Annotated in this window: 22 protein-coding genes and 1 pseudogene; 15 read left to right on the top strand and 8 right to left on the bottom strand. The window is 71.3% G+C overall.

Annotated elements, in window-relative coordinates; translation table 11 throughout:
* Together AB0F72_RS21935 and AB0F72_RS21940 are read right to left on the bottom strand one after the other, a co-directional pair.
* A pseudogene (locus AB0F72_RS21935) lies at window positions 1-668 on the bottom strand (hypothetical protein); the annotation flags it as partial.
* A 165-nt stretch (window positions 669-833) separates the two neighbouring features.
* The gene (locus AB0F72_RS21940; protein ID WP_360434251.1) at window positions 834-1,391 is read right to left on the bottom strand and encodes a TetR/AcrR family transcriptional regulator; all 558 of its coding nucleotides are present in this window, start codon (window positions 1,389-1,391) and stop codon (window positions 834-836) included.
* Window positions 1,392-1,449: 58 nt separating this feature from the next.
* Here AB0F72_RS21940 and AB0F72_RS21945 point away from each other — a divergent pair, with 58 nt between their 5' ends.
* The 3 genes from AB0F72_RS21945 (at window position 1,450) to AB0F72_RS21955 (ending at window position 2,952) form a co-directional block, all read left to right on the top strand.
* A complete protein-coding gene (locus tag AB0F72_RS21945) occupies window positions 1,450-2,175 on the top strand; it encodes an MBL fold metallo-hydrolase (protein ID WP_360434254.1) in 726 nt (241 codons plus the stop codon).
* A gap of 75 nt (window positions 2,176-2,250) precedes the next feature.
* Window positions 2,251-2,568 (top strand): SDR family NAD(P)-dependent oxidoreductase, encoded by a 318-nt coding sequence (locus tag AB0F72_RS21950; RefSeq protein WP_360434257.1) that lies wholly within the window; start codon window positions 2,251-2,253, stop codon window positions 2,566-2,568.
* A 9-nt stretch (window positions 2,569-2,577) separates the two neighbouring features.
* Window positions 2,578-2,952 (top strand): VOC family protein, encoded by a 375-nt coding sequence (locus AB0F72_RS21955; RefSeq protein WP_360434260.1) that lies wholly within the window; start codon window positions 2,578-2,580, stop codon window positions 2,950-2,952.
* Window positions 2,953-3,351: 399 nt separating this feature from the next.
* Here the strand turns inward: AB0F72_RS21955 and AB0F72_RS21960 are convergent, their stop codons facing one another.
* Entirely contained in the window at window positions 3,352-4,464 is a 1,113-nt protein-coding gene (locus tag AB0F72_RS21960; RefSeq protein ID WP_360434263.1) for an AsnC family transcriptional regulator, read from the bottom strand.
* An 86-nt stretch (window positions 4,465-4,550) separates the two neighbouring features.
* Here AB0F72_RS21960 and AB0F72_RS21965 point away from each other — a divergent pair, with 86 nt between their 5' ends.
* Window positions 4,551-5,918: an MFS transporter gene (locus tag AB0F72_RS21965; protein ID WP_360434267.1), complete on the top strand. Its 1,368-nt coding sequence runs from the start codon at window positions 4,551-4,553 to the stop codon at window positions 5,916-5,918.
* A 72-nt stretch (window positions 5,919-5,990) separates the two neighbouring features.
* Here AB0F72_RS21965 and AB0F72_RS21970 read toward each other — a convergent pair whose 3' ends face one another.
* Both AB0F72_RS21970 and AB0F72_RS21975 read right to left on the bottom strand, forming a co-directional pair.
* A complete protein-coding gene (locus tag AB0F72_RS21970; protein ID WP_360434270.1) occupies window positions 5,991-6,566 on the bottom strand; it encodes a TetR family transcriptional regulator in 576 nt (191 codons plus the stop codon).
* Between the two features lie 23 nt (window positions 6,567-6,589).
* On the bottom strand, window positions 6,590-7,156 hold the full coding sequence (locus AB0F72_RS21975) for a sugar O-acetyltransferase (protein ID WP_360434273.1): 567 nt from the start codon (window positions 7,154-7,156) through the stop codon (window positions 6,590-6,592).
* Between the two features lie 838 nt (window positions 7,157-7,994).
* On the opposite strand from AB0F72_RS21975, the gene AB0F72_RS21980 reads away from it, so the two are divergent.
* Genes AB0F72_RS21980 through AB0F72_RS22000 form a run of 5 tightly spaced genes read left to right on the top strand, consistent with a single transcriptional unit; the run spans window position 7,995 to window position 14,185 of the window.
* A complete protein-coding gene (locus AB0F72_RS21980; protein WP_360434276.1) occupies window positions 7,995-10,025 on the top strand; it encodes a bifunctional aldolase/short-chain dehydrogenase in 2,031 nt (676 codons plus the stop codon).
* Entirely contained in the window at window positions 10,022-11,404 is a 1,383-nt protein-coding gene (locus tag AB0F72_RS21985) for a rhamnulokinase family protein (RefSeq protein WP_360434279.1), read from the top strand. The genes AB0F72_RS21980 and AB0F72_RS21985 overlap by 4 nt, the downstream gene beginning before the upstream one ends.
* 2 nt (window positions 11,405-11,406) lie before the next feature.
* Window positions 11,407-12,141, top strand: coding sequence for a (Fe-S)-binding protein (locus AB0F72_RS21990; RefSeq protein ID WP_360434282.1), 735 nt, complete (start codon window positions 11,407-11,409; stop codon window positions 12,139-12,141).
* On the top strand, window positions 12,138-13,565 hold the full coding sequence (locus tag AB0F72_RS21995; RefSeq protein ID WP_360434285.1) for a LutB/LldF family L-lactate oxidation iron-sulfur protein: 1,428 nt from the start codon (window positions 12,138-12,140) through the stop codon (window positions 13,563-13,565). The genes AB0F72_RS21990 and AB0F72_RS21995 overlap by 4 nt, the downstream gene beginning before the upstream one ends.
* Window positions 13,562-14,185, top strand: coding sequence for an LUD domain-containing protein (locus tag AB0F72_RS22000; protein WP_360434288.1), 624 nt, complete (start codon window positions 13,562-13,564; stop codon window positions 14,183-14,185). The genes AB0F72_RS21995 and AB0F72_RS22000 overlap by 4 nt, the downstream gene beginning before the upstream one ends.
* Here the strand turns inward: AB0F72_RS22000 and AB0F72_RS22005 are convergent.
* Window positions 14,171-14,473 carry a hypothetical protein gene (locus tag AB0F72_RS22005; protein ID WP_360434291.1) on the bottom strand — a complete coding sequence of 101 codons (303 nt, stop codon included), beginning with the start codon at window positions 14,471-14,473 and terminating at the stop codon, window positions 14,171-14,173. The genes AB0F72_RS22000 and AB0F72_RS22005 overlap by 15 nt on opposite strands.
* Before the next feature lie 533 nt (window positions 14,474-15,006).
* Here AB0F72_RS22005 and AB0F72_RS22010 point away from each other — a divergent pair.
* Entirely contained in the window at window positions 15,007-15,669 is a 663-nt protein-coding gene (locus AB0F72_RS22010; RefSeq protein WP_360434294.1) for an SMI1/KNR4 family protein, read from the top strand.
* A 31-nt stretch (window positions 15,670-15,700) separates the two neighbouring features.
* Here AB0F72_RS22010 and AB0F72_RS22015 read toward each other — a convergent pair whose 3' ends face one another.
* Window positions 15,701-16,864, bottom strand: a complete 1,164-nt coding sequence (locus AB0F72_RS22015; protein WP_360434297.1) for a PP2C family protein-serine/threonine phosphatase — start codon at window positions 16,862-16,864, stop codon at window positions 15,701-15,703.
* 172 nt (window positions 16,865-17,036) lie between these two features.
* Between AB0F72_RS22015 and AB0F72_RS22020 the strand changes: the two genes are divergently transcribed.
* From AB0F72_RS22020 to AB0F72_RS22035, 4 genes are all read left to right on the top strand, one after another.
* Window positions 17,037-18,062 (top strand): FO synthase, encoded by a 1,026-nt coding sequence (locus AB0F72_RS22020; protein ID WP_360434300.1) that lies wholly within the window; start codon window positions 17,037-17,039, stop codon window positions 18,060-18,062.
* Window positions 18,059-19,513: an NAD(P)/FAD-dependent oxidoreductase gene (locus tag AB0F72_RS22025; RefSeq protein WP_360434303.1), complete on the top strand. Its 1,455-nt coding sequence runs from the start codon at window positions 18,059-18,061 to the stop codon at window positions 19,511-19,513. Before AB0F72_RS22020 ends, AB0F72_RS22025 begins: the two co-directional genes overlap by 4 nt.
* A gap of 29 nt (window positions 19,514-19,542) precedes the next feature.
* Window positions 19,543-20,139, top strand: coding sequence for an HAD-IA family hydrolase (locus tag AB0F72_RS22030; RefSeq protein ID WP_360434306.1), 597 nt, complete (start codon window positions 19,543-19,545; stop codon window positions 20,137-20,139).
* 372 nt (window positions 20,140-20,511) lie between these two features.
* Complete coding sequence (locus AB0F72_RS22035) at window positions 20,512-20,997, top strand: hypothetical protein (protein ID WP_360434309.1); 486 nt, start codon at window positions 20,512-20,514, stop codon at window positions 20,995-20,997.
* A gap of 171 nt (window positions 20,998-21,168) precedes the next feature.
* Here the strand turns inward: AB0F72_RS22035 and AB0F72_RS22040 are convergent, their stop codons facing one another.
* A complete protein-coding gene (locus tag AB0F72_RS22040) occupies window positions 21,169-22,608 on the bottom strand; it encodes a hypothetical protein (RefSeq protein ID WP_360434312.1) in 1,440 nt (479 codons plus the stop codon).
* A gap of 178 nt (window positions 22,609-22,786) precedes the next feature.
* Between AB0F72_RS22040 and AB0F72_RS22045 the strand changes: the two genes are divergently transcribed.
* Window positions 22,787-25,249, top strand: coding sequence for a discoidin domain-containing protein (locus AB0F72_RS22045; protein WP_360434315.1), 2,463 nt, complete (start codon window positions 22,787-22,789; stop codon window positions 25,247-25,249).
* Window positions 25,250-25,263 lie beyond the last annotated feature (14 nt).

Below are 25,263 nucleotides of genomic sequence, written 5' to 3' on the forward strand. Positions count from 1 at the left end.
CACCTTATCCACGTTGTTCTTGTTTTGCTGCGGTTGAATGTTCGTCTGGGGTCCGCGGGGGGGGGGGGTCGGGGTGCGGTGGCGCCGAGCGCCAGCAGCGCCGTCGTGGTCACGGCGGTGGGCGCGTCGCTCTCCGCCGCGACAAGAGCCAACGGGGGTACGGTCACCGCGGCGTGCTCCGGAAACGCGGCGAGGGCCATCGCCGCCGGAACCGCGACCTCGGCGTCGTCGTCGCCGAGCAGCGCCACGAAAATCGGGATGCCCCGCGCGACAGCGTCGTAGGTGGCCCGGTACACGCCCCCGGGCTCCGGCACCGGGAACCGTCTCTCCTCCGGCTCCCCGGGTGCCCAGAGCTGCCCGGGCAGCCAGGGTTGCCCGGGCGCCACGAAGGCGATCAGATCGATCAGCTCGCCGCGATCCGGGGTGGCCGGGTCGTCGAGCAAGGCGAGCAGGAAGGGGACGGCCGGGGCGCTCGCCGGATAGGGTGTGCCCTGGTGGGCGATGCTGGAAATGAGAGCGTCACGGCTTTCGTGCCGTTCCTCCGGGTCCGCTGACAGCAGCCCGTGGATCATGTCCGGCACGTCGTCGGCCGTCCCGTAGGCGTGCTCCAGCGCCGCCCAGTCGACCGCGTCGAGGTCCTTCAGCGCGGGGGCGATGCGGGAATCCATGCGCGGGAGAATAGCGCGCCGCCTGATCACTACCGGGCGCTGATCCGGGTTTCACGCGGACCGCGGCGCCCCGGATTCCGGCCGCTTTCCGGCTGCGCTACGGCTCGCGAACCTGTGGCCGGGTCGTCAGTTGTGTCAGCCTGCCCGGGCCGGGCCTCGCGACGGCTACCGCTCGATGGCCTCGGCCAGGTGCGCTATGCCGTACTCGAAAGCGGCCTCGACGTCCCCGCCCAGATTGAACGCGCCGGCCAGCTCCATGCTGATGAAGCCGTTGCCCCACGCGGTGAAGAGGCGTGCGGCGTTCAAGGCCTGCTCGGGGCCGGCCAGTTCGGCGGCCACCTCCAGGACCGGCGCGCTCGCCTTGGTCAGCATGTCGATGTCGGTCGGCACCGCCTCCGGGGTCCACCCGAGAATCAGGCGGTAACCGGCGGGGCGGGCGTGCGCGAACGTCCGGAAGGCGCGGGCCAGCGCGGCGAGATCCGTGCGGGGAGCGGCGGTGCGGGGCACGGCGTGCAGCTGCGCTCCCAGGTCCTCGACGGTGGCTTTCACGACGAGGCTGACCAGGGCTTCGCGGTTGCGGACCCGCTTGTAGAGCGACGGCGCGCGGACACCGACCCGCTCGGCGACGGCCTGCATGGTGAGGCGGTCCAGGCCGTCGGCTTCGAGGATCTCCCGGGCGGCCGTGATGATCTGGTCGAGCGATGTGCGTTCCGGCGTCGGCATACGCGCTCCCTTCGATAGCTATTGACCGTAGCCATGATAGCTATGTATCTTAGCTTTCATGAAGCTTGGTCCTCAACTCCACCGCATCGGCAACGACATCGTGGCGGTCTACCTGATCGTGACCGACGACGGCGTCACGGTCATCGACGCCGGTCTCTCCGGTCAGTGGCCGGAACTGATCAGCGAACTGGACGGTCTGGGCCGCACCGTCCGCGACATCCGCGGCATCGTTCTCACGCACGGCGACAGCGACCATCTGGGCTTCGCGGAGCGCCTGCGGCGTGATCACGGCGTGCCGGTCTTCGTCCACGCGGCCGACGCCGCCCGCGCCCGCGGCGAGATCAAACCCAAGACCAAGTGGGGCAAGATCAAGGTGGGCGCGCTCGCGCGCTTTCTCTGGTACGCGTCCCGCACGGGCGGCCTGAAGACGACCTATGTCCGTGACGTGGTGACGATCGAGGACGGTCAGGTGCTCGACCTGCCGGGCGCGCCGCGGATCATCGAGCTGCCCGGGCACTCGCCGGGGAGCGTCGCGATCCACTCGGCGGCGGCCGACGCGGTGTTCGTCGGTGACGCGCTGACCACCCGATCCGTGCTGACCGGCGAGAACGGGCCGCAGCCCGCGCCGTTCACCGACGATCCGGCGCAGGCGGCCGCGTCCCTCGCGCGGATCGCCGAGCTGGACGTGACATGGGTGCTGCCGGGTCACGGCGCCCCGTGGAACGCGGGCGCGGCGGCCATCGTGCGCCGGATCGAGGAGTTCCGGGCGCAGAACCCGGCGTGAGTCCGCGCGCGCGGCCGAGGCGGTCGTGCCGCGCATGCTGGCGGCCGGACGGGACACCTGATCGGCCTGTCCAGCATGGCGGACGGGTTGATCTCCGCCGACGCGTCCGGTTATGCGGCGTCCAAGGCGGGGCTCACCTCGTACCTGATGGGTCTTGACGCGGCGCTGCGCCCGCGCAGCGTCGCCGTGACTACTGTCCGTTTCGGATTCGTCGACACCAAGATGGCGACGTCGCCGGTCACGCCGTTCCGGATCTCGGCGGAGCAGGCGGCCGGCGTGCTGATGCGCTGCGTGCGGAAGCGGCCGGCGCTGGTGTCGTATCCCCGGCGGATGGCGGCCCTGACCGGGTTACTCGGTCCGATGCTGCGAGCGGGCGCCCGGATGCGGCGTTAGCGTGACCGCATGGCCGTCTTCCGCGATGCCCATCCGATCGTCTACGTCCAGGATGTGACAGCGTCTCTCGGGTTCTACCGTGATCTGCTCGGGTTCACCGAGACGTACCGGTTCGGTGAGTTCGTCTCGCTCCAGCTGGGAACGTCGGCGATCTCGGTCGTCCAGGTGACCGACGGGCAGGACGGCTCGCACGGCCTGCCGATCCGGCCGCGTGCCGGGCATCAGTTCGAGCTCTGCGTCTATACCGACGACGTGGATGCGGCGATCGGTGAGCTGCGCAATAAGGGCGTGCCGGTGCTGGTCGAGCCCGCCGACCAGCCGTGGGGCGAGCGGATGGCATACGTCGCCGATCCGGACGGTCACCCGGTGATGATCTGCCGCTGAAGAGGACTCATGTCCACAGTTCGTATTGACTGGTCCTGAGCGCGACTGGCGGGCTTGCTGCTCAGCAGTGAGTTTCGGCTGTCACGGTGAGTTTGGCTGTGACGGTGAGTTTTGGCTGTGACGCTACGCGTTGATTGTCAACATTGAGCGCTCGAGTTGACGGCGCGTGTTGACGACCATGTTGACGGCACGCGTTGATGGCGCATGTTGACAGCGCATGTTGACAGCGCACGTTGACGGCTCATGTTGACGGCTAGTGTTGAGCGTCTTGTTGATGGGGAGCGGCGACGGTCCGCATCGGTACCGTCGCCGCCTCCGTGCAGGGCACGGTCCCCGGGGGCAGGGGAGTGCCCTTATAGATCAAGACGTATCGGGGCGCCGGAATGTTGCACGGGATCGTCAACTGATCGACCCGACTTGCTTCACGTGGCGCAGCAGCGGCGCGGACTCGACTCGCTCCACCCCGTCGAGCGAGCCGATCTTCTCGGTCAAGTAGCGGTAGAACTCGGCCATGTCCTGGCACACCACCGTGGCGGTGAGGTTCGTCGGGCCGGTGGTGGCGGCCGCGAACACCACCTCCTCGTGTGATGCCAGCGCGGCGCCGACCGCTGCGAGCCGGGACGGGGCCACCGACAGCCAGAGCATCACCCTGCCCCGGTATCCGAGGGCGTCCGGGCCCACCTCCACGTCGCAGAAGAGGGCGCCGGTGCCGAGCAGGTCACGCAGCCGGCGCCGGACGGTCGACTCCGGCCAGCCGGTTGCCGCCGCCAGTTCGGTGTAACCGATCCGGCCGTCGCGGGCCAGCGCGTCGATCAACCGGTCGTCAGCGTCAGTCAGTTTCGCCACGCCGGCCAGCGACCCGGCGCCGGACAGATTGCCAGCGCCGGGCAGTTTCGTGGGACCGGGCAGTTTCGCGGGGCCGGGCTGCTTCGCGGGGCCGGGCAACGACGCGGCGCCGGCCGGATTCGCGGGACCGGGGAGCTTCCCGGCGCCGGGCGGCGTCGCGGCGGCGGGCGGCCGTTCCGGGGTCAGGGCTCTGATCTGCTCGTCGGTCAACGCCTGGTCGCGCCGGTCGGCTCCGGTCGCGCCGCCGGCGAACTGGTGGATCAGGCAGTGGGCGGTCACCGAGACAAGGCGCGGCGTACGGGGCAGCTTCTCCAGGAGCAGCGACTCCCAGTCGGCGGCGGCCGGTACCCGTACGCTGCAGGAAATCTCTGTCCCGCCGCTGGTCAGACTGACCCAGACGGTGTCCCGGCGGCGCGCCAGCGCCTCGGCGATCTTGACTGCCGCATCGGGCGCCGTGTGCAACCGGATGGTCCACATCTCCTGTCCGAGCGTGAGCGGGTTGGGCAGGGCCACCACCCGCAGGCCGGCCTCGGCGCGCAGCCTGCGGTAACGCCGCGCGACGGTCTGGTCGGAGACGCCGAGCACCGCGCCGATCTCCCGGTAGCCGGCTCTGCCGTTGATGCGCAGCGCGTGGATCACCTGGCGGTCCAGAGAGTCGATTTCCACTTCACCGTTGTACCGCAGTGTCGAGATCCGTCAACCTTGCCGATCTGGTTCGTTCGGTTCGTCGCTCGGCGGGGAGAGTGGTTCGCATGCGCAAATGGTCACCGCTCGTCGCCATCTGTCTCGGTACGTTCCTCCTGCTCGTCGACGTCACCGTCGTCGTGGTCGCCCTGCCGGACATCGCCACCAGCCTCGGTGCCGGCGACGACGACCTGCAATGGGTCCTCGATGGTTACGCATTGGCGCTGGCTGCGCTGCTGCTCGGCGCGGGGTCGCTTGCCGATCGGTACGGGCGCCGGCGCACGTACCTGATCGGGCTTGCGGTTTTCGCTGCCTCGTCCGTGCTCTGCGCGCTCGCGCCGGACGCCGCCACCCTGATCGGGGCCCGGATCCTGCAGGGCGCCGGCGGCGCCGCGATGTTCGCCACCACGACCGCCCTGCTCAACGTCACCTACCAGGGCCGTGACCGGGGACTCGCGTTCGGTGTCTGGGGTGCCGTCAACGGCGCGGCCGCGGCGGCCGGCCCGATCGCCGGCGGGCTGCTCACCGAGCACCTCGGCTGGCACTGGATCTTCCTGATCAACCTGCCGGTCTGTGCCGCCGCCGCCTGGTTCACGCTGCGCGGCGTCACGGAGTCGCGGGCGCCGTGGGGTGGGCGGTTCGATCTGCCCGGCACGGTGGCGTTCACGCTGGCGGCCGGGGCGATCACGTACGGGTTGATCTCGGCGTCCTCGTCGGGATGGGGCGCCGGCGTGACGGTGGGGTCGTTCGTCGCCGGGGTCGTCGGGATCGTGCTGTTCCGGCTGGCCGAGCGGCGGTCCGATCACCCGATGCTGGATCTCAGCCTGTTCCGGCGGGCGCCGTTCGCGTCGCTGATCGCGGCGGCGTTCCTCACCCAGGCGGCGGCGTTCTCGGTCATGCCCTATACGACGGTCTGGCTGCAGCGGATCCTCGGGCACGGTCCGGTCGACGCCGGTCTGCTCGGCGCGCTGCCGATGAGTCTCGCGTCGTTTCTCGTCGGAGTGTTCGCGGGCCGGGGATTGCAGCGGGTGCCGGCTCGGTGGACGGTCGGCGCCGGCCTGCTGCTGGTGGCGGCCGGAGACCTTCTGCAGATGCGGGTGTCGGCGTCCAGCGATGGTGGGGTGCTGATTCCCGGGCTGATCCTTGTCGGACTCGGGATCGGGATCGTGCTGCCGACGCTGTCGTCCGCGGTGCTCGGCGAAGTGCCCCGGGAGCGCAGCGGGATGGCCGGCGGGGCGTTGAACGCGTTCCGGCAGCTGGGGTTCGCGTTCGGGGTGGCGGTGCTGGGGACCGTGGTGCAGGGGCGGACGGACTTCGCCGCCGGGCTGGACGCGGCGATGCTGGTGTCCGCCGCGCTGGCGGCGGCCGGAAGCCTGGTGGTGCTGATCTTCTGCCGTCATCGGGAGCCGACCGCGGCCGTCAGCGTGCCGGTCTAGCCAGCCGCGCTCGGTGCGGCCGGCCATCGCGGCGAGTGCGGCCATGGCGGCGAGTGGGGCCGGGCCGGCCGATCAGCGGGTCAGGACCCGGGCGACTATCGCGCGGATCTCCTCCACCGGGACCGGGGTGGTGGCCAGGATCTTGTGCATCACCAAGCCCTCGATCAGGGCGTCCACCCCGCGGGCCGTCACCGGGTCGACGAAGCGCTCCAGCACCGACCGGCTGGTTCGCATCCACGTCTCGGTGACGTCCCGCAGGGCCGGGTCGCGGAGCGCTGCCAGGTACAGCTCGTAGGCGAACGCCCAGTCGTCCTGGTCGGCGCCCGCGTCGCCGGAGATCAGCCGGGTGACCGCGTCGATCAGCTGCTCGTGCGTGCTGACCTCGTCGAAGTGCGCGGCGTAGGTCACCGACATCCGCTCGGCGTGCTTGCGGAACGCCTGCGCGCGCAGGTCGTCGAGCCCGGTGAAGTGGTAGGTGAGCGAGCCCAGCGGCACATCGGCCTCGGCAGCGATCAGCCGGTGCGTGGTGCCGGCGACGCCGTGCCGGGCGATCACCCGGATCGCGGCGTCGACGATGCGGTCCTTGCGGTCCGGATCGTGCCGCCGGGTCCGGCGATGCTGATCGTCCGGCCGGCGGGGCTGACGCACGACTCCGTCGGCGCGCGTCGGGTTCACAGGTCGCGGATGACGCGCGCCGGCGAACCGACCGCGACCACGTTCGGCGGCAGATCCTTGACGACCACCGACCCCGCGCCGACCACGGTGTTCTCGCCGATCGTCACGCCCGGGCAGACGATCACTCCGCCGCCGAGCCAGACGTTGTCGCCGATCACGATCGGCTCCGCCGACTCCCACTTGTCACGGCGCGGTCCGGGTTCGAGCGGATGGGTGGCGGTGAGCAGCTGGACGTTCGGCCCGATCTGCACGTCGTCGCCGATCGTCACCGTGGCGACGTCGAGGATGACCAGCCCGAAGTTCGCGAACGTCCGTGCGCCGACCGTCGTCTGGAAGCCGTAGTCGCAGTTGAACGACGGCCGGATCTCGCTGCCCTCGCCGAACGCGCCGAGCAGTTCGGTCAGCAGCTCGCGCCGCCGGCCGTAGTCCGTCGGGTCGATCGTGTTGATCTCGTGGGTGAGGCGCTGCGCCCGGGCCGACGCCCGGGCGATGTCCGGATCATCCGCGATGTACAACTCACCGGCGAGCATCCGGGCGTGCATGCTCTTCTCGCTGACGGTCATGCGTACAAAAGTACGCTGAACTGCGATTTTTCGTGGTCCCGGATGGCTGTTCCATGGGGCCGTCGCATGATCAGCTCTGTGCGCCAGCTGGTCCGGCTGGCCGTCAGTGTCGTGGCCCAAGGTGTTTGTGAGCTCTGAGCGCCAGCCGGGCCAGGACTTTCCACGATCCACGCCAGCCGAGGACCCCCGACCAGCTGGTCCGGCTGGTGGTTGGTGCTCGCGGACGCGTCAACGTTGCCGGGGGCGGGGTCATCGTCGCTGCGGGGCCAGCGGACGACCAGGGCCGGGACGCCGCCCATCAGCGCCAACCGTTGTCACCCTGCGTGCCGGCATCTGCGGTCAACGTCGCGCTTTTCGGAAATCTGCGGACGCCCCAGGCCCTGCGGAATGACGCAGACCCCATAGCGCTCCACGATCAGCGGCGACCGACCGTGACACGCGGCCGAATCGGAGCACTGCCGGGCGACAAGGTTTCAGCCAACAGGGTCAGTGCTGCCGAAGGACCGTTGCGGGCGTTCGGCGCCGGCCGGCCCGCTGGGGGTGGGTGTCGTGTAGACGGGGACCGCTGGTGGTGGGTGTCGTGTTGACGGGGGAACGCTGAGGCCGGCCGGACCGGCTGGTCGTGAGTGTCGTGTTGGCCGCAGGGGTGCGGAGCGCCGGTGCTTGACCCACGTCACAGCATCCGCGTAATGTGTCCGTAACTCTGAAACGTTTCACGCGCGAAGCACCACGAGTACCGTGAGCCGCCCCGGGACAACCCCCGTGAGCAGCGAAAACCGAAAACCGCGAGCGTTGTGAAATCACCAGAGGGAACCCCGCCCCGGCCTGAAGGACCGTCATGACGAACCCCGTAGTCGCCGAGCTCATCGCCCGCTCGAACCGCCTCGGCGCGGATCCCCGCACGACCAACTACGCCGGCGGCAATACGTCCGCCAAGGGCGCCGACATCGACCCGGTCACCGGTCAGAACGTCGACCTGCTCTGGGTGAAGGGCTCCGGCGGCGATCTCGGCACGCTGACCGAAAGCGGTCTCGCCGTGCTCCGCCTTGACCGGCTCAAGGCCCTGCCGAACGTCTACCCCGGCCTCGAGCGCGAGGACGAGATGGTCGCCGCGTTCGACTACTGCCTGCACGGGCGGGGTGGCGCCGCGCCCAGCATCGACACCGCCATGCACGGCCTCGTCGACGTTCCGCACGTCGACCACCTGCACCCGGACGCCGGCATCGCGATCGCGACGGCCGCCGACGGGCCGGCGCTGACCAAGGAGATCTTCGGCGACCGGGTGGTCTGGGTGGACTGGCGCCGCCCCGGCTTCCAGCTCGGCCTCGACATCGCCACCGTGCAGAAGGCCAACCCGCAGGCGATCGGTGTGATCCTCGGCGGTCACGGCATCACGGCGTGGGGCGCCACGAGCGACGAGTGCGAGCGGAACTCCAACGAGATCATCTCGACCGCCGCGGCCTATCTGGCCGAGCACGGCCGCAGCGCGCCGTTCGGCGCGACGATCCACCAGCCGCTGGCGCCGGAGGTACGGGCGGAGCGCGCAGCGGTCCTCTTCCCGGTGATCCGCGGTCTCGCCTCCACCGACCGCCCGCAGGTCGGCCACTACACCGACAGCGACGTGGTGCTCGACTTCGCCGGCAGTGAGCGGCTCGCCGAGCTGGCCGCCCTCGGCACGTCCTGCCCGGACCACTTCCTGCGTACCAAAGTGAAGCCCCTGGTCGTGGACACCGCCCCGGACGCGCCGCTCGACGAGGTGATCGAACGGCTCAAGGAGCTGCATGCGGCGTACCGCGAGGACTACCGCGCCTACTACGAGCGGCACGCCACCCCGGAGAGCCCGGCGATCCGCGGCGCGGACCCGGCGATCGTGCTGGTGCCGGGTGTCGGCATGTTCTCGTTCGGCGCGAACAAGCAGACCGCCCGGGTGGCCGGCGAGTTCTACGTCAACGCCATCAACGTGATGCGCGGCGCCGAGTCGGTCTCGCGCTACCAGCCGATCGACGAGTCGGAGAAGTTCCGCATCGAGTACTGGTCGCTGGAGGAGGCGAAGCTGCAGCGGATGCCGAAGCCGAAGCCGCTCGCGACCCGGATCGCGTTCGTGACCGGCGGTGGCTCCGGCATCGGCCGGGCCATCGCGCTGCGGCTCGCCGCCGAGGGCGCGGTCGTGGTCGTCGCCGACCGGGACGCGGCCGCGGCCGAGACGGTCGCCCGGGAGATCGGCGGCCCGGACGCGGCCATCAGCGTCCAGGCCGACGTGACCGACGAGGCCGCTGTCGAAGCGGCGCTGAAGACCGCCACCCGAGCCTTCGGCGGCGTCGACCTGGTGGTCAACAACGCCGGCCTGTCGATCTCCAAGCCGCTGCTGGAGACCAGCGAGCAGGACTGGGACATCCAGCACGACGTGATGGCGAAGGGCTCCTTCCTGGTCGCCAAGGCCGCGGCGAAGGTGCTGATCGCGCAGGGCATGGGCGGCGACATCGTCTACATCTCCAGCAAGAACTCGCTCTTCGCCGGTCCGAACAACGTCGCCTACGGCGCCGCCAAAGCCGATCAGGCCCATCAGGTACGCCTTCTCGCGGCCGAACTGGGCGGGTACGGCATCAAGGTCAACGGCATCAACCCGGACGGCGTGGTCCGCGGCTCCGGCATCTTCTCGAGTGGCTGGGGCGCGCAGCGGGCGGCCGTCTACGGCGTGCCGGAGGAGAAGCTGGGCGAGTTCTACGCGCAGCGCACCCTGCTCAAGCGCGAGGTGCTGCCGGAGCACGTGGCGAACGCGGTCTTCGTGCTGACGGCCGGCGAGCTGTCGCACACCACGGGCCTGCACGTTCCGGTTGACGCCGGTGTCGCGGCGGCCTTCCTGCGATGACGACAGCGGCATTCGCCGCGGTCGACCTCGGCGCGTCCAGCGGGCGCGTCGTGGTCGGCCGGCTCGGCGACGGAAAGCTCGAACTCGAGGTCGTGCACCGGTTCCCGAACGAGCCGGTGCGGGTCGGCGGGACCCTGCACTGGGACATCCTGTCGCTGTACCGCGGGATGATCGAGGGCCTGCGCAAGGCCGGGCCGGTGGCGAGCATCGGCATCGACTCGTGGGCGGTCGACTACGGCCTGCTCGACGCGAGCGGGGCGCTGCTCGGCAACCCGGTGCACTACCGGGACGCGCGCACCGACGGGGTGGCGGGACGGCTCGGCGACCTCTACCGGGTCAACGGGTTGCAGACGCTGCCGTTCAACACGGTGTACCAGCTGGTCGCGGCCCGGGAGACCCCGCAGTACCAGGCCGCGCGGAGCCTGCTGCTGGTGCCCGACCTGCTCGCCTACTGGCTGACCGGTGAGATCGGGGCGGAGTACACGAACGCGTCGACCACGGGACTGCTCGATGTCCGTACCCGGGAATGGTCGTCGTCCTTGATCTCGCGATTGGATCTGCGCGCTGACCTGCTGCCGCCGATCCGTCATCCGGGCGACGTGATCGGCTACTACGAGGGCACGCCGGTGGTCGCGGTCGGCTCGCACGACACCGCGTCCGCGATCGTCGGGGTGCCGGCCGAGGGGACCGGCTTCGCCTACATCTCCTGCGGCACCTGGTCGCTGGTCGGGCTGGAGCTGGACGAGCCGGTGCTCAGCGACGCGTCGCGGGCGGCGAACTTCACCAACGAGGGCGGCGTCGACTCCACGATCCGGTACCTGCGGAACGTGATGGGGCTGTGGCCGTTGCAGGAGTGCCTGCGCGAGTGGGGCTCGCCGTCGCTCCCGGAGCTGCTGCGCGCCGCCGCCGCCGAGCCCCTTCTGGCCTACGTCGTGGACTTGGACGACCCCGTCTTCATGCCGCCCGGGGACATGGAGGGCCGGCTGCGGAAGATGGCCGGTCTGCCGGCCGGCGCCGGGCGCGCGACGATCACCCGGTGCATCCTGGACAGCCTGGCGCTCGCGCAACGGCGCGCGGTGCGCCAGGCCCGGGAACTCTCCGGACGCGACGTCAGCACGGTGCACCTGGTCGGCGGGGGAGCGCTCAACGAGCTGCTCTGCCAGCTCACCGCGGACGCCTGCGGGCTGCCGGTGCTGGCCGGCCCGGTCGAGGCCACCGCGCTCGGCAACCTGCTCGTGCAGGCCCGCGCGGCAGGCGTGGTCGAGGGCGGTCTGGATGCGATGCGGGCGCTGGTGCGCGAGACTCAACGCATCGTGCGTTACGAGCCGCGCGGCGACGAGGCTGTCTGGCGGGCAGCGGCCGCGCGGGCAGGGAGGTGACCGTGCGGATCGCGCTCTTCGCCACCTGCCTGGCCGACACCCTCTTCCCGGCGGCGGCCAAGGCGACAGTGCTGCTGCTGGAGCGGCTCGGTCACGAGGTGGTGTTCCCGTTCGAACAGACCTGCTGCGGGCAGATGCACGTCAACACGGGCTATCAGAAAGAGGCGTTGCCGCTGGTGAAGCGGTATGCCTCGGTGATGGCGCCGTATGACGTGATCGTGGCGCCGTCCGGCTCGTGTGTGGGATCCATTCGTCATCAGCACTCGATGGTCGCGGAGAAATACGGCGATGCCGGACTTGTCGCCCGAGTCGAGGACGCCGCCGCGAGAACATATGAATTGTCGGAACTGCTCATCGACGTGCTCAAGGTCGAGGACGTCGGGGCGTTCTATCCGCACCGGGTCACCTACCACCCGACCTGCCACAGTTTGCGGATGATCCGGGTCGGTGACAAGCCGCTGCGCCTGCTCCGGCAGGTGCGCGGCATCGACCTGGTCGAGCTGCCGGCCGCCGAGCAGTGCTGCGGGTTCGGCGGCACGTTCGCGATCAAGAACGCCGAGACGTCGACCGCGATGCTCGCCGACAAGATGACGCACATCGTCTCGACCGGGGCGGACGTCTGCACGGCCGGTGACGCCTCGTGCCTCATGCACATCGGCGGCGGCCTGTCGCGGCTGAAGACCGGCGTGCGTACGGTCCACCTGGCCGAGATCCTCGCCTCGACGGAGTCATCATGACCACCTTCCTCGGCATGCCGGTGACCGCGCCGCGCGGTGTCGGCAACCTGCGCGGCGACCAGACGTTCCCGCACGCCGCGCACGATGCCCTCGCCAACTCGCAGATGCGGCGCAACCTGCGGCACGCCACCACCACGATCCGCGGCAAGTCCGGCAAGGTGATCGCGGAACTGCCGGACTGGCAGCAACTGCGCGACGCCGGGTCGGCGATCAAGGCGGACGTGATGTCCCGGCTGCCTTCACTTCTGGAGCAGCTTGAGGAACGGGTCACGGCCGCCGGCGGCGTCGTGCACTGGGCGGCGGACGCGAACGAGGCCAACGCGATCGTCACCCGGCTGGTCAGGGAGACCGGCTCGGACCGGGTCATCAAGGTCAAATCGATGGCGACCCAGGAGATCGGGCTCAACGAGGCCCTGGAGGACGCCGGCATCGCGCCGGTCGAGACCGACCTCGCCGAGCTGATCGTGCAGCTCGGCCACGACAAGCCCAGCCATATCCTGGTGCCGGCGATCCACCGCAACCGCTCGGAGATCCGGGAGATCTTCCTGCGCGAGATGCCCGGCGTGGACAGGGCGCTGACGGATGACCCGCCGGTGCTCGCGGCGGCGGCCCGGAAGTATCTGCGGGAGACGTTCCTGTCGACGAAGGTGGCGGTCAGCGGGGCGAACTTCGCGATCGCCGAGACGGGGACGCTCGCGGTGGTCGAGTCGGAGGGCAACGGCCGGATGTGCCTCACCCTGCCGGACACCCTGATCACCGTGATGGGCATCGAGAAGGTGGTGCCCACCTGGCAGGACCTCGAAGTGTTCCTGCAACTGCTGCCCCGGGCGTCGACCGGGGAGCGGATGAACCCATACACCACCATGTGGACCGGGGTGACGCCCGGTGACGGCCCGCAGAACTTCCACCTGATCCTGCTGGACAACGGTCGTAGTGCGGTTCTCTCCGACCCGGCCGGGCGCTCGGCGCTGCACTGCATCCGCTGCTCGGCCTGCCTCAACGTGTGCCCGGTCTACGAACGGGCCGGCGGGCACTCCTACGGCTCGGTCTACCCCGGGCCGATCGGGGCGGTGCTGTCCCCGCAGCTCACCGGCGTGGCCGACAACGCCTCGCTGCCGTTCGCGTCCTCGCTCTGCGGGGCCTGCTTCGACGCCTGCCCGGTGAAGATCGACATCCCGTCCATGCTGGTGCACCTGCGCAACGAGGCGCCACACCCGCGGTCCGAGCGCGCCGCGATGGCGGCGGCGGCTCGGATCATGGACAACCCGCGGGTGTACGCGTCCGCGCAGCGCGCCGCCAAACTCGCGCGGATCGCCGGGCGTCGTGGACGGGGCCTGCCGCCACCGCTGTCCGGCTGGACCGCGGGGCGGGACCTGCCGGAGTTCCCGGCGCAGACCTTCCGTGATTGGTGGGCGAAACGATGAGCGACTCTCGTGACACGGCCTCTCGGGACAGGGCCTCTCGGGAGGTGGTCCTCGGGCGGGTGCGGGCCGCGCTGCGGGACGCTCCGGTGCCGCCGCCGGTGCCGCGCGAATACCGCCCCGCCGGCCGGGATGCCTCGCTGGAGATGCTCATCGACCGGCTCGTCGACTACAAGGCCGTCGTGCACCGGGTCAGCGAGGAAGAGGTCGCCTCGACCGTCACCGGGCTGGCGGGGGAGTCGGTGATCGTACCCACTGGTCTGCCGCACGCGTGGCGCCCCGCCGGCGCCGTCCCCGACGACGGCCTCGCGCCGGACCGGATAGCCGCGGCCGACGCCGTGCTCACCGCCGCGGCCGTGGCAGTGGCCGAGACCGGCACGATCGTGCTCGACGGCTCGCCCGACCAGGGCCGGCGGATCATCACCCTGCTGCCGGACGTGCACTTCTGCGTGCTGCGGCCGTCACAGGTGGTCGCGGCGGTGCCGGACGCGGTCGCCCGGCTCGACCCGCGGCGGCCGCTGACCTGGATCAGCGGGCCGTCGGCGACGAGCGACATCGAGCTGAACCGGGTGGAAGGTGTGCACGGGCCCCGGCACCTGCACGTGCTGTTACTGACCGGGTGAGTGCTCGGTGGTGGGTGAGTGCTCGGCGGTTGGGTGCTCGGCGGTTGAGTGTTTCGCGACCAGTTGAGTGACGAGCGCGAGGCTTTCGTCGATCGCGGCGGTCAGCTGCTCCAGCGAGCCGTCCGGCCCGGCCTCGCGCTCCATCTCGTCGGACTTGCGGGCGTCCTCGCGGATCCGGTCGATGATCTGCTGGAAGTCACGGCCCCAGTCGGTGCCGGGAACGATCGCCTCCTCGACGGCACGCAGATGCGGCTCCACACGGGCGGCGAAAGTGTCCGGCTCAGTCACGGGGAAACCCTACCTCTTGCCCCGGAGGTCACCGTCGGGTGAGGGACACCGGTCCGCTTTCGCCCGGCTGGGTCGCGCGGCTGGGCTGGCGGGGGCACGGGCACACGGTGGGCGCGGCTCGCGGGGGCACACGGTGGCCGCGGGTCGCGGGGCGCACGGTGGGCGCGGGTCGCGGGGGCACACGGTGGCCGCGGGTCGCGGGGGCGCACGGTGGGCGCGGGTCGCGGGGGTGAGGGCGCACGGAGGCTCGGAGCAGCGTGGATGGGGGCACACGGTTGCTCTGTGTGCGACCTGGTCTCGGCTATGGCGTAGGTCAGGGTTCACGATGCCGCTGTGGGTGCCCTCGTCCGCGCCGAGATCCGGCCGGCGCTGTCCTGCCTGTGAGCCGGCGCGGCTGGCGCTCGGTGCGATGGGGTGGGCGCGCGGTGGGCGGGGTGCGGTGAGGTGGGGGCGAGCTGTGGGCGGGGGCGCGGCGAGGTGGGGCGGTGTCTGTGGGGGTGAAGATCTTCGATCTTGGCTTTAGACTGCCCGGCGTGACGGGACGGGTCGGGGCGGCGTGGGAGCGGATCGAGGACGGGCTGCGGCGGGTCCTCCCGGACTCGGTGCGGCATCTGGAGGGGCCGGCCGCCGACGCCGCCATCGACATCGCCGAGGACGAACTCGGGCTGACGCTGCCCGCGGACTTCCGGGCCAGCCTGCGGATCCACAACGGGACGAGCTGGCGGATGCCGCACCCGCTGCCGATGGACCACCTCTACAGCGCCGAGGAGATCGTCGAAGCCACCCGGATGTGGCGGGACAACGCGGACGACGACCCGGACTACCACGACCCCGGCAGGCTGGCCTACCTCATCGATCGCGGCATGCTGCGGATCGGCGGGCCGGTGCACCACCTCATGGGCGCGGACGGCCGGATCGTCGTGGCCACCATGAACGGCGACGTGTGGTGGCTGCTCGACCTCGATCCGGCGCCCGGCGGCACACCGGGGCAGGTCATCCGGGTCGACATCGAGTGCGCGGAGTGGGATGTGCTGGCGCCCTCCTGGGAGGAGCTGCTGCTCCGCTACGCGCGGGACCTGGAGAACGGACTGGAGATCGACCCGCACGTCGGCCCGGCGTGTGAGTGGGGCGAGGGCAGCGGCTCGGAACGGCCCGCGTGGCTGGCCGGGGTGGAGGCCGTGGATCCGTACGCCTGAATCGCGCCCGGTTGACGGCGGCGTCACCGGATCAGGTGAGGTGGCGGCGCCACTGGAGCATCGCGGCCGTGGCGTCGTCGCGCAGCTCGCCCTCCTCGTACGAGACGATGGTCTGAATGAGGCGGCGCATCGTCTCCGGGGCCGGTGCGCCGGAGCGCAGGGCGTCGAGCAGGAACTCGCCGAGCCGGTCCACCCCGAACAGCGCGCCCGAGGCGTCGCGGGCCTCGGTGATGCCGTCGGTGTAGAGGACCAGCGCGTCGCCGGGCTCCAGTTGCACCTCGATCACCTCCGGGAGCCGGCGCAGCAGGTGGCCGAGGCCGAGCGGCAGCATGTTCGGCGTGGGCAGGGCGGGCAGCGCCCGGCCGGCGCGCAGGAACAGCTCGGCGGGATGCCCGGCGCTGATCCGCCGGTACCGGCCGGTGGACATCTCCAGCTCGGCGAGGAGCGCGGTGACGAAGAGGCCCGGGTACTGCGCGCGGATCCACTTGTCGATCGACCGGCAGGTGTCCGTCAGCGAGAGCCCGGACCGGCGGGCGTTGCGGTACGTGTTGAGCGTCAGCGTGGTCAGCGCGCTGGCGCTGATGCCGTGACCGACCGTGTCGAAGAGCGCCACGTGCAGCACGTCGCCGTTGGCCGCGTAGTCGAACGCGTCGCCGCCCACCTCGTAGCAGGGCTCGAGCACCGCCGTGACCATGGTGCCGTCGACGGCGAAGGTCAGCGGCGGCAGCTGGTTCCAGATGATCTCCGCGGCCAGTTGCATGGGCAGCCGCCGCCGGGTGTGCTCGACCGCGTCGCCGTAGAACCGGCGGCTCGCGATCAGCTCGGCGACCAGGGCGGCGATCACCTCGAGGTCGTGCCGGGCGGCCTCGGACGGGTACGCCTTGACCCGGAACTCCAGGACGCCGAGCCGCTCGGAGCCGTGCAGCAGCGGCAGCCACAGCAGCCCGCCGTCGTCGTCCCACTGGTGCTCGGCGGTGGTGAACGCCCGCCCGGCCGGGGTGCCCTCCACGGCCCGGGCGCCCGCCGTGTCCACACTGGTTCCGCGCAGCGGGTGCAGCGCCACCTGCCCGTAGTCGACGAGCAGGACGACGGCGGCTTCCGCGTCGAGCAGCGGGGCAGCCTCGGCCAGCACCGCGGGCAGGTCCTCAGCTCGGCCGCGGTGCCGCAGATCCATGAGCCGGCGAACGGCTTCCATCGACGCGAGCATCTCCCCTATCTTCCAGCCCGGCGGCCGATGACGCAGCACCGGGCTCGGGCCGGCTCGCCGTGACGGGGATGACCAGCTCGCCGTGACGGGGATGACCAGCTCTGCGTAACGGGGATAACACGAGCACCGTTCGCCGGGGAACGGCTTGTAGGCTTTCCCGGTGACGATCATCGGTGAGTCCGGCCGGCAGATCGGCCCCCTGACCGACGCCGAGGCCGTGGAACTGCTCGGCGCCGACGGCGCCGACCTGGAAGACCTCTGTGCCCGCGCCGACGCCCTGCGGCGCGATCTCGTCGGCGACACCCTGACCTTCGTGGTGAACCGCAACCTCGACACCGAACGCGTGGGCGCCGGCACCGACGAGTCCCGGGAGCGGGTGCGTGCGCTGGTGGCCGAGGCGGCCGGCCTCGGCGCGACCGAGATCTGCATGCAGGGCCCGCTGCCCGCCGGCGCGCCCCGCGACGGGTACCTCGACCTGGTGCGCACGATCACCGGCGCCGCGCCCGGCATCCACCTGCACGCGTTCCGGCCCGCCGAGGTCGCCGACGCGGCGGGGCGGCTCGGCGTCACCCCGCGTGAGTTCCTGCGGCGGGCACGGGAGGCCGGGCTCGGCTCGGTGCCCGGCACGGGTGCGAAGATCCTGGACGACGACGTGCGTACCCGATTGGCCGGAGGCCCTGATCTTCCGGTTTCCGCCTGGGTCGACCTGATCACCACCGCGCACGAGGTCGGGCTGACCTCCACCGCGACGATGGTCTTCGGCCATGTCGAGACGCCCGCGCAGCAGGTCGCGCACCTGCGGCTGCTCGCCGCGATCGCCGAGCGCACCGGCGGTTTCACCGAGTTCATCGCGATGCCGTTCGTGCCACCGCCGGGCGCGGCGCTGCCGGCTGAGCCCCGGCCGACGGTACGGGAGACCCGCGCCGTGATCGCGGTGGCCCGGATCATGCTGGCCGGCCGGATCAACCACCTCCAGGCCCCGTGGCCGAAGGTCGGCACCTCCGACGCGATCACGCTGCTGCGCGGCGGGGCCGACGACCTCGGTGGCCTGCTGCTCGACGGCGACCTCGACCCGTCCGCCGGGCAGGAGCAAGGGCTGTCGCTCACCCGCGCCGACGTCGACAAGATCGCCGCTGAGCTGGGGCGGCCGGCACGCCAGCGCACCACCCGATACGGCCTGACATGACCGGAGCGGTCGCCACGGTGGATCTGGTCGAGGTGGACGTCGTCGTGGTCGGCGCGGGACTGGCCGGCATCGGCGCGGCCATCGAGCTCGCCGCCCGCGACGAGACGTTCGTGGTGCTCGAACGCGCCGGGGACGTCGGCGGGACGTGGCGGGACAACACGTACCCCGGGGTCGCCTGCGACGTGCCGTCACACCTGTACGCCTTCGCGCACTCGCCGAACCCGTCCTGGTCGCGGACGTTCGCTCCGGGTCATGAGATCCACACCTACCTGCGCGGGCTCGCGGCCCGGCCCGGGGTGGCGCCGCACCTGCGGCTCGGCCACGAGGTGTCGGCGGCCGTCTGGGACGCGGCAGCCGGTCGCTGGGAGGTCACCACGAACCGGGGACGGTTCCGTGGCCGGGTGCTGGTGCTTGCGGCCGGGCGGCTCACCGAACCCCGGATCCCGGACATCCCCGGACTCGGCGACTTCGACGGGCCGGTCTTCCACTCCGCGCGCTGGGATCATGACGCGAAACTCGACGGGGCTCGGGTCGGCGTCGTCGGCACGGGCGCCTCGGCCATCCAGATCGTCCCCGAACTGGCCGGCCGGGTCGAGCACCTCACGGTTTTCGCGCGCAGTAGCCCGTACATAATCCCGCGCAACGACCAGGCACAGGCCGCCGCCGATCCGGCGGAGATCTCCCGGGTACGCGACGAGGTGTTCGCGGGCATGGAACAGGGCATCGCCGCCCGGCGCCGCGAGCGTGCCGCGCTGGCCGAGCTGCGGTCCCGGGCGCTGGGGCACCTCGCCGCGCAGGTCCCGGACCCGGTGCTGCGTGCCCGGCTCACCCCGGATTACGAGGTCGGCTGCAAGCGGGTGCTGCTCTCCGACACGTTCTACCCCGCGATGAACCGCGACGACGTCTCGCTGGCCGGCGCGTTGCGGCGCCTGGACGGGCGAACCGCGATCGCCGCCGACGGCCACCGCGCCGAGCTCGACGTGCTCGTCCTCGCCACCGGCTTCCACGCGACCCGGCAGCCGTACGCGGAGCGGGTCACCGGTCGCGGGGGAGTGCTGCTCGCCCGGGCATGGGAGCGCGGCATGGTGTCGCACGCGTCGACGGTGGTGCACCGCTTCCCGAACATGTTCGTGCTGGACGGCCCGAACGCGGCGCTCGGTCACAACTCCGCCGTGCACGTCATCGAGAGCCAGCTCTCCTACCTGACCGGCGCCCTCGACCACCTGGCCCGGCACGACGGTGTGCTGGAGGTGACGTCGCGGGCCCAGGACGAGTACACCCGGGACATCGACACGATGGCGGAGCGAACCGTGTGGCTGCGGGGCGGCTGCACCAGCTGGTACGTGGACGCGCGCAGCGGCCGCCTGACGCTGTTGTGGCCGAGCACCGCCACCGCGTTCCGGGAGCGTAACGGGCGTTTCGATCCGGCGCCGTTCGTGGCGGCCGGTTAGGGATTGCCGTCGGTTCGTACGGTCGGATCATGGTGATTCGCGCGGTGGCCCTCGATGTCGGCGGCGTGCTGGCGCTGGTGGAGCCGATGGACTTCGACCGGCGGTGGGAGGTGCACCTCGGCCTGACCGCCGGGACGATCAGCACCGTCATGGCGGACGTCTGGGACGCCGGCGCGATCGGCCGGGTGACCGAGGCCGAGGTGCACCGGGCCATGGGTGAGCGGCTCGGCCTCGACGCCGGCCAGGTCGAGGCGATGATGGCCGACATGTGGAAGCAGTACCTGGGCGTCCCGAACGTCGAGCTGATCGACTATGTCCGGGGGCTGCGACCGGCGTATCGCACCGGGATCCTGAGCAACAGTTTCGTCGGGGCGCGCGAGCGGGAGGGCTTCGGCGACCTGGTGGACGAGCTGATCTACTCCCATGAGGCCGGGATGACCAAGCCGGACCCGGCGCTGTGGGAGCTGGCCTGCCGGCGGCTGGCGGTGACGCCCGGCGAGATGGTCTTCGTGGACGACGCGCCGGGGTTGGTGGAGAGCGCGACCGAGTTCGGGATCCGGGGCGTGCTGTTCACTGACACCCGGCGGGCGGTCGCCGACGTGGAGGCCCTGCTGTGCCACGGCTGACGCGTTCTTGCGGTGCCCGCGCTCTTGGATCTAGGAAGCGTCGATGCCGGCTGGCGCCCAGTGCGGACCAAACGGGCATTCAGCAGCACTGGTAACCAGCCAGGCGAGACGAGCTGGTTACCAGTGCTGTCAGCGGTGTCTTGGACAGCGCTGAGAACCAGCCGGACCAGCTGGTGCGCAGCGTCGGCCCTGCAGTGACGACTGCCTCCATCACGCGAACGGGCGTTGCCGACGCGATCACGGCCGGCCTTACCGGCGCATTCGGGGCCGGCGGTGCATAGGCGACCCGATTGCCCGGCCAAATGATCAATTACCTCCCGGCTTGCCTGTCGATGCGAACATGCAGACAAGGGCCGGAGAGGGAGTGGTCTCATGTCGACCGTCTTGGCGATAATTGGAGCTCTCGGAATTATCGGATCATTGATGTTTTCCGGGTGGCAAGCGCGTGTTCTTGCGAAACAGGTGGCTTTCCAGGCCACCATGAACGGCGTTGCGACCCTGCACAACGTGATGGCCGGGCTTCATAACGTCCAGCGTTTCCTCGCCGACGACCCCGCGCTGATCCCACACTTCGCGCCCGAGCGCAGCGACTGTCGCCGGGATGTGGCCGATCCTGCCAAGGTTGAGATGGTGGCAGCGATGTACGCAGATGTCCTGTGTATTGGCCTTTATGCGCTGTCCTCCGTTCCGGCGGCCACAACGGAGAACACGTGGGAAGACTACTGCAAGGACCTACTTGGTAAATCGACTGCGTTACGAGCTGAAGTCGAGAGCAAACCGTGGGGCTATCCGCGACTGGCGCGGATTGCTGACTCCTTGGAGAAGAAAGAGCCGCCGAAAGCGTCAGTCAGCGGCTGACCGGATCGATTGTTGACCGGTTGAACCATGGATGCCGGGGGCGGCGTCGAGCCAGGATGTGAGGCCGGCGGCGGTGTCGGCTTCCAGGAGCGGTGCGGCCGTGCGGAGCAGAGCCGTGAGGTCGCCGTGTTCCTCGGCCGTGATGGCGAGCTCCGGCCTGGGGGCGGAGCGTCAACTCGGTCCGGTGGCGTCACGGGACAGGCGGGTGAGGTCTGCCCGGACGCGTGCCGCCAGCCGCGGATCAGTGTCGGTGACGGCGATGAGCCCGGCGCGAAGCCTTGCCCGGGCGGGTCCCGTGCTGAGCAGCCGCAAGCCGGCACGACGCAACTCGGTCCGGGAATCGGCCAGCAGGTTCCAGAGCAGATCAGCGGGAATGGCGTTCACGATCGGCCGCACCGCGCCGACCGCCTCACGGACCACTGCCGCCGACGGATCGCGCAGCATCGGGATCATGCCGGCGGGGCTGACGGCGCCGAGGTCACGCAGCCCGCGTACGGCGGCGGCACGGACCTTCGCGTCGGCATGGCCGAGCAGGGGTTCCAGCAGCGGCGCCTCCTCCGCCGAGGCGGTCTCCGCGAAGCCGGCGATCCACGGTGGCGTCGGCGTGGTCAGCACGGCTTCGCGGTATCTCCCGGGCGCGTCGGCACCGGCCCGGCGGGCGGCATCGCGGGCCAGCGCGCGCACCAGGGGCGCCCTGTCGGCCAGATGCGCCACCACCGCCGCGTCGTCACCCGTGCGGACGAGTCCGGTGAGTGCTGCGGCCCGTACCTCGGGCCGGCTGCTGCCGGCAAGGCGATGCAGGACGGCCTGCCGCCGTCGCCACACGGCGTCACGGCAGGCCAGTTCCGCAGCCCGGCTCCGGATGCGCACGTCAGCGCCCGATTCGGCCAGTTCGATCACCTCGTCGGGGGACCACCATCCCCAGCTGAGGCCGATGTCGTGGACCAGGCGCCGGGACGCCGGGTGCGGCAGAGCCGCGACTGCCCGCCGGAGTCCGGGCGAGGCGGTGGCGAGGGCCGCCGTCACCTGACCGGCCGCGAACGTGCCCCGCAGGCGTCGTTCGATCGCTGTCACCGCCGGCAGCACGACCGGGAGGTGAGCGGCGGGGTCGTCGGCGAGCAGCAGTGCCAGGCCGGCCCGGGCGCGATCACGCACCGGGCGAGCCCAGTCGCTGGTGCGCAGCACCAGGAACGGCATGAGCTCCGGCGCTGGGGCGGCCAGCATCGCCGCCACGGCACGCTCCCGGACCCGTCCGTCACCGTGGGTGCTGGCCAGCGCCACCGCCACGGGGGCTGTGGCGGCGCCGTCCGCCACCCGCCCTGCCACCCGCCGGGCCAGCGAGGCGAGAGGGATCTCGTACCACCAGGCGCGCCGGGCGTGTTCGTCCAGCCGCACCACGGCACGGGGCCGGCCGTGCAGCACACTCAGTGCGGCGCGCCCGGCCTCGGCGCTGCCCGTATCGGCAAGCTCGGCGAGCAGCGTCGCGAGCCGCTCCACCGCCTCCCACCCGCCGCGGGCGGCCTGCTCGGCGGCCGCCCGGATCGCGTCGCCCGGCGGCGACGGCTGGACTGCGGGAACGGACGGCCGGCCCGGCCACCATGAGTGGATCATGCTGCCATCGTGCCCGAACCGGTTCCGGGTGCGATACGGAATTGTTCGGGAGTCGGCGCCGAACAATGCGCTGAGCAGCGCGAACACGTCGTCTTGTTCGCGTCTTCGCGGCGGCTGTTCCGGTGCCCTCCGACCCGGCGTCCACTGTTTGCGGCAACCACCGAGAACAGGAGGACGCATGTCATCTCGACACGCCCGCACGGGGGACAGCCGGCTCGTCACGGGGTCGGTCGTACTGCGCGTTGCGGTGATCGGCGCCATGCTGGCGGGGGCGGTGTCCGGCGCGCCCCCGGCGACGGCATCGGCGGGGGCGTCGGTGGCGGCCGACGGGCCGTCGTCGGTGGTCGACGACCGGGTCTATCCGGGCGCCGACGACATCTTCGCCGAGCACGGGGTCCGGGTTCTGACCGGCGACGGCAACATCCGGTACGAGCCGGACTGCGCCTCGGACCCCGACCTGTTCCGGGTGGAACGGCTGGTGGGCTCCGGCCTGGAGACCACCTGCTTCGCCGTCCGGGGGCCGCGCGGGTTCCTGACCCTGGAGCTCCGCAACGCCTACCTGGTCCGGGGCGCGGACCGGACGGTCACCGCGAAGTCCACCCACGAGGGTGAGACCGACACGGTGACCGTCGCGCCGCACCAGTACGAGGCGATCGGTGACGGCGACGCCACCTCCACGCTGGTCGAGCTGCGGGTCGCGGAGAGCCTGCCGGCCGGCGAGCCGTCCACCCATCCGTACGTGGCACGGGTGGACACCGCCGACGGGCGCGCCTGCAGCGGGGTACTGATCAACCGGCAGTGGATCGCCACCACGAAGACGTGCCTGCACCCGTCCGGCGACGTCGACACGGGCCCGCCGCCGCAGGCCGCCACCGTGACCGTCGGGCGTGCGGACATGACACGCGGCGGCGGGTACTCCGCGACGGTCGTCGAGGTGGTTCCGCGTACCGATCGGGACGTGGTCCTCGCCAAGCTCAGCGAACCGGCTCCGGAGGGCATCACGCCGGTTCCGGTCGCGACGGCGCCACCCGCCGACGGGGCCACGGTGATCGCCGCCGGGTACGGCCGGACCGCTACCGACTGGACCACCGACCGGATGCGCGCCGGCACGTACACCCTGACCGGCACGACCGCGACCACCGCCACGCTCCGGCGCGCCGACGGCACCGCCACCAGCACCTGCAAGGGTGACGCGGGCGGCCCCGCGCTGCGCAGCGCCGGAGGACACCTCGAGCTGTTCGCCCTGCACGTCTCGTCGTGGCACACCGGCTGCCACACCGCGCCGGCCACCAGCGAGGACGCGGCCGTCGAGGCCCGGGTGGACGACCTCGGCGCCTGGTTCACCGCGGTGATGTCCACGCCGGGTCCGGTGAACCCGCTGCGGAACCTGTTCGCCGGGGTCCCGGTGACCGCCTCCAGCAGCACCGAGGGGTGGGGCTGGGCGCTGCGCCAGGCCAACGACGGTGTCCGGGAGGGCACCGGATGGAGTTCGCTGGATCCGCCGAACGCGAGCCGGCCGGAGTGGATCGAGTTCCAGCTGGCGCCGGGTGGCGTCCTGCTGAACCGGATCGACCTGTTCCCGCGCTCCGGCGGCGGCACGGACGGCTACAACTTCCCGGCCGACTTCAGCATCTCGGTCAACTACCAGGGCGCGTGGCGCACGGTGCTGTCGCGTAACGCGTACCCGAATCCGGGCAACAGGCCGCAGCGGTTCGTGCTGCCCGGCACCGTGCGGGCCGAGAAGATCCGGATCGCGGCCCCGGCCGGACGGCTGCTGCAGTTCGCCGAGGTGGAGGCGTACCGGTCGGAGAACCTGCTCGCCGACGCCGCGGTGACCACGTCCAGCAGCACCGAGGGCTGGGGCTGGTCGGTGCGGTACGTCAACGACGGGCGCCGGGAGGCGGTGGGCTGGAGCTCGCTGGACCCGCCGAGCGCCACCCGTACCGAATGGATCGAATTCGCGTTGCCGGAGGCGCGCCCGATGAACCGGGTCGACCTGTACCCGCGCTTCGACGTCCCCGGCGGTGGCTTCCCGTCCGACTTCACCGTCGAGTCGTACCGGGACGGGCAGTGGCACGCCCTGTTCACCCAGACCGGCCTGCCCAACCCCGGCGCGAAACCGCAGCGGTTCACCTTCGCGCCGCAACCGGTGCAGCGGCTGCGGGTCCGGGCCGGCGCCGGGCGGCTGCTGCAGTTCGCCGAGATCGAGGCGTACCGGTCGGGCAACCTCCTGGCCGACGCCCGGGTCAGCGCGTCGAGCAGCACCGAGGGCTCGGGCTGGTCGATCCGGTACGCCAACGACGGCGTCTCCACCGGGATCGGCTGGAGCTCGCTGGACCCGCCGAGCGGTGACCGGCCGGAGTGGATCGAGTTCGCGTTCCCCGGCCCGCGCAGGCTCAACCAGATGGACCTCTACCCGAGGTCGGACACCAACCCGGGTGGCGGGTTCCCGGCCGACTTCATGATCCAGGTGTTCCGGGACGGGCAGTGGCACACCGTGCTGAACAAGACCGGTCACCCGTACCCCGGCGTGACGCCGCAGCGCTTCCGGTTCCCGGCCCAGGAGACCGACCGGGTACGGATCCTCGCGGGCGCCGGACGCCTCCTGCAGTTCGCTGAGATCACCGCCCAGCACGTCTGATCGGGGGACAGCTC

This window comes from Actinoplanes sp. NPDC023936, assembly GCF_040639325.1.
GTDB lineage: Bacteria > Actinomycetota > Actinomycetes > Mycobacteriales > Micromonosporaceae > Actinoplanes.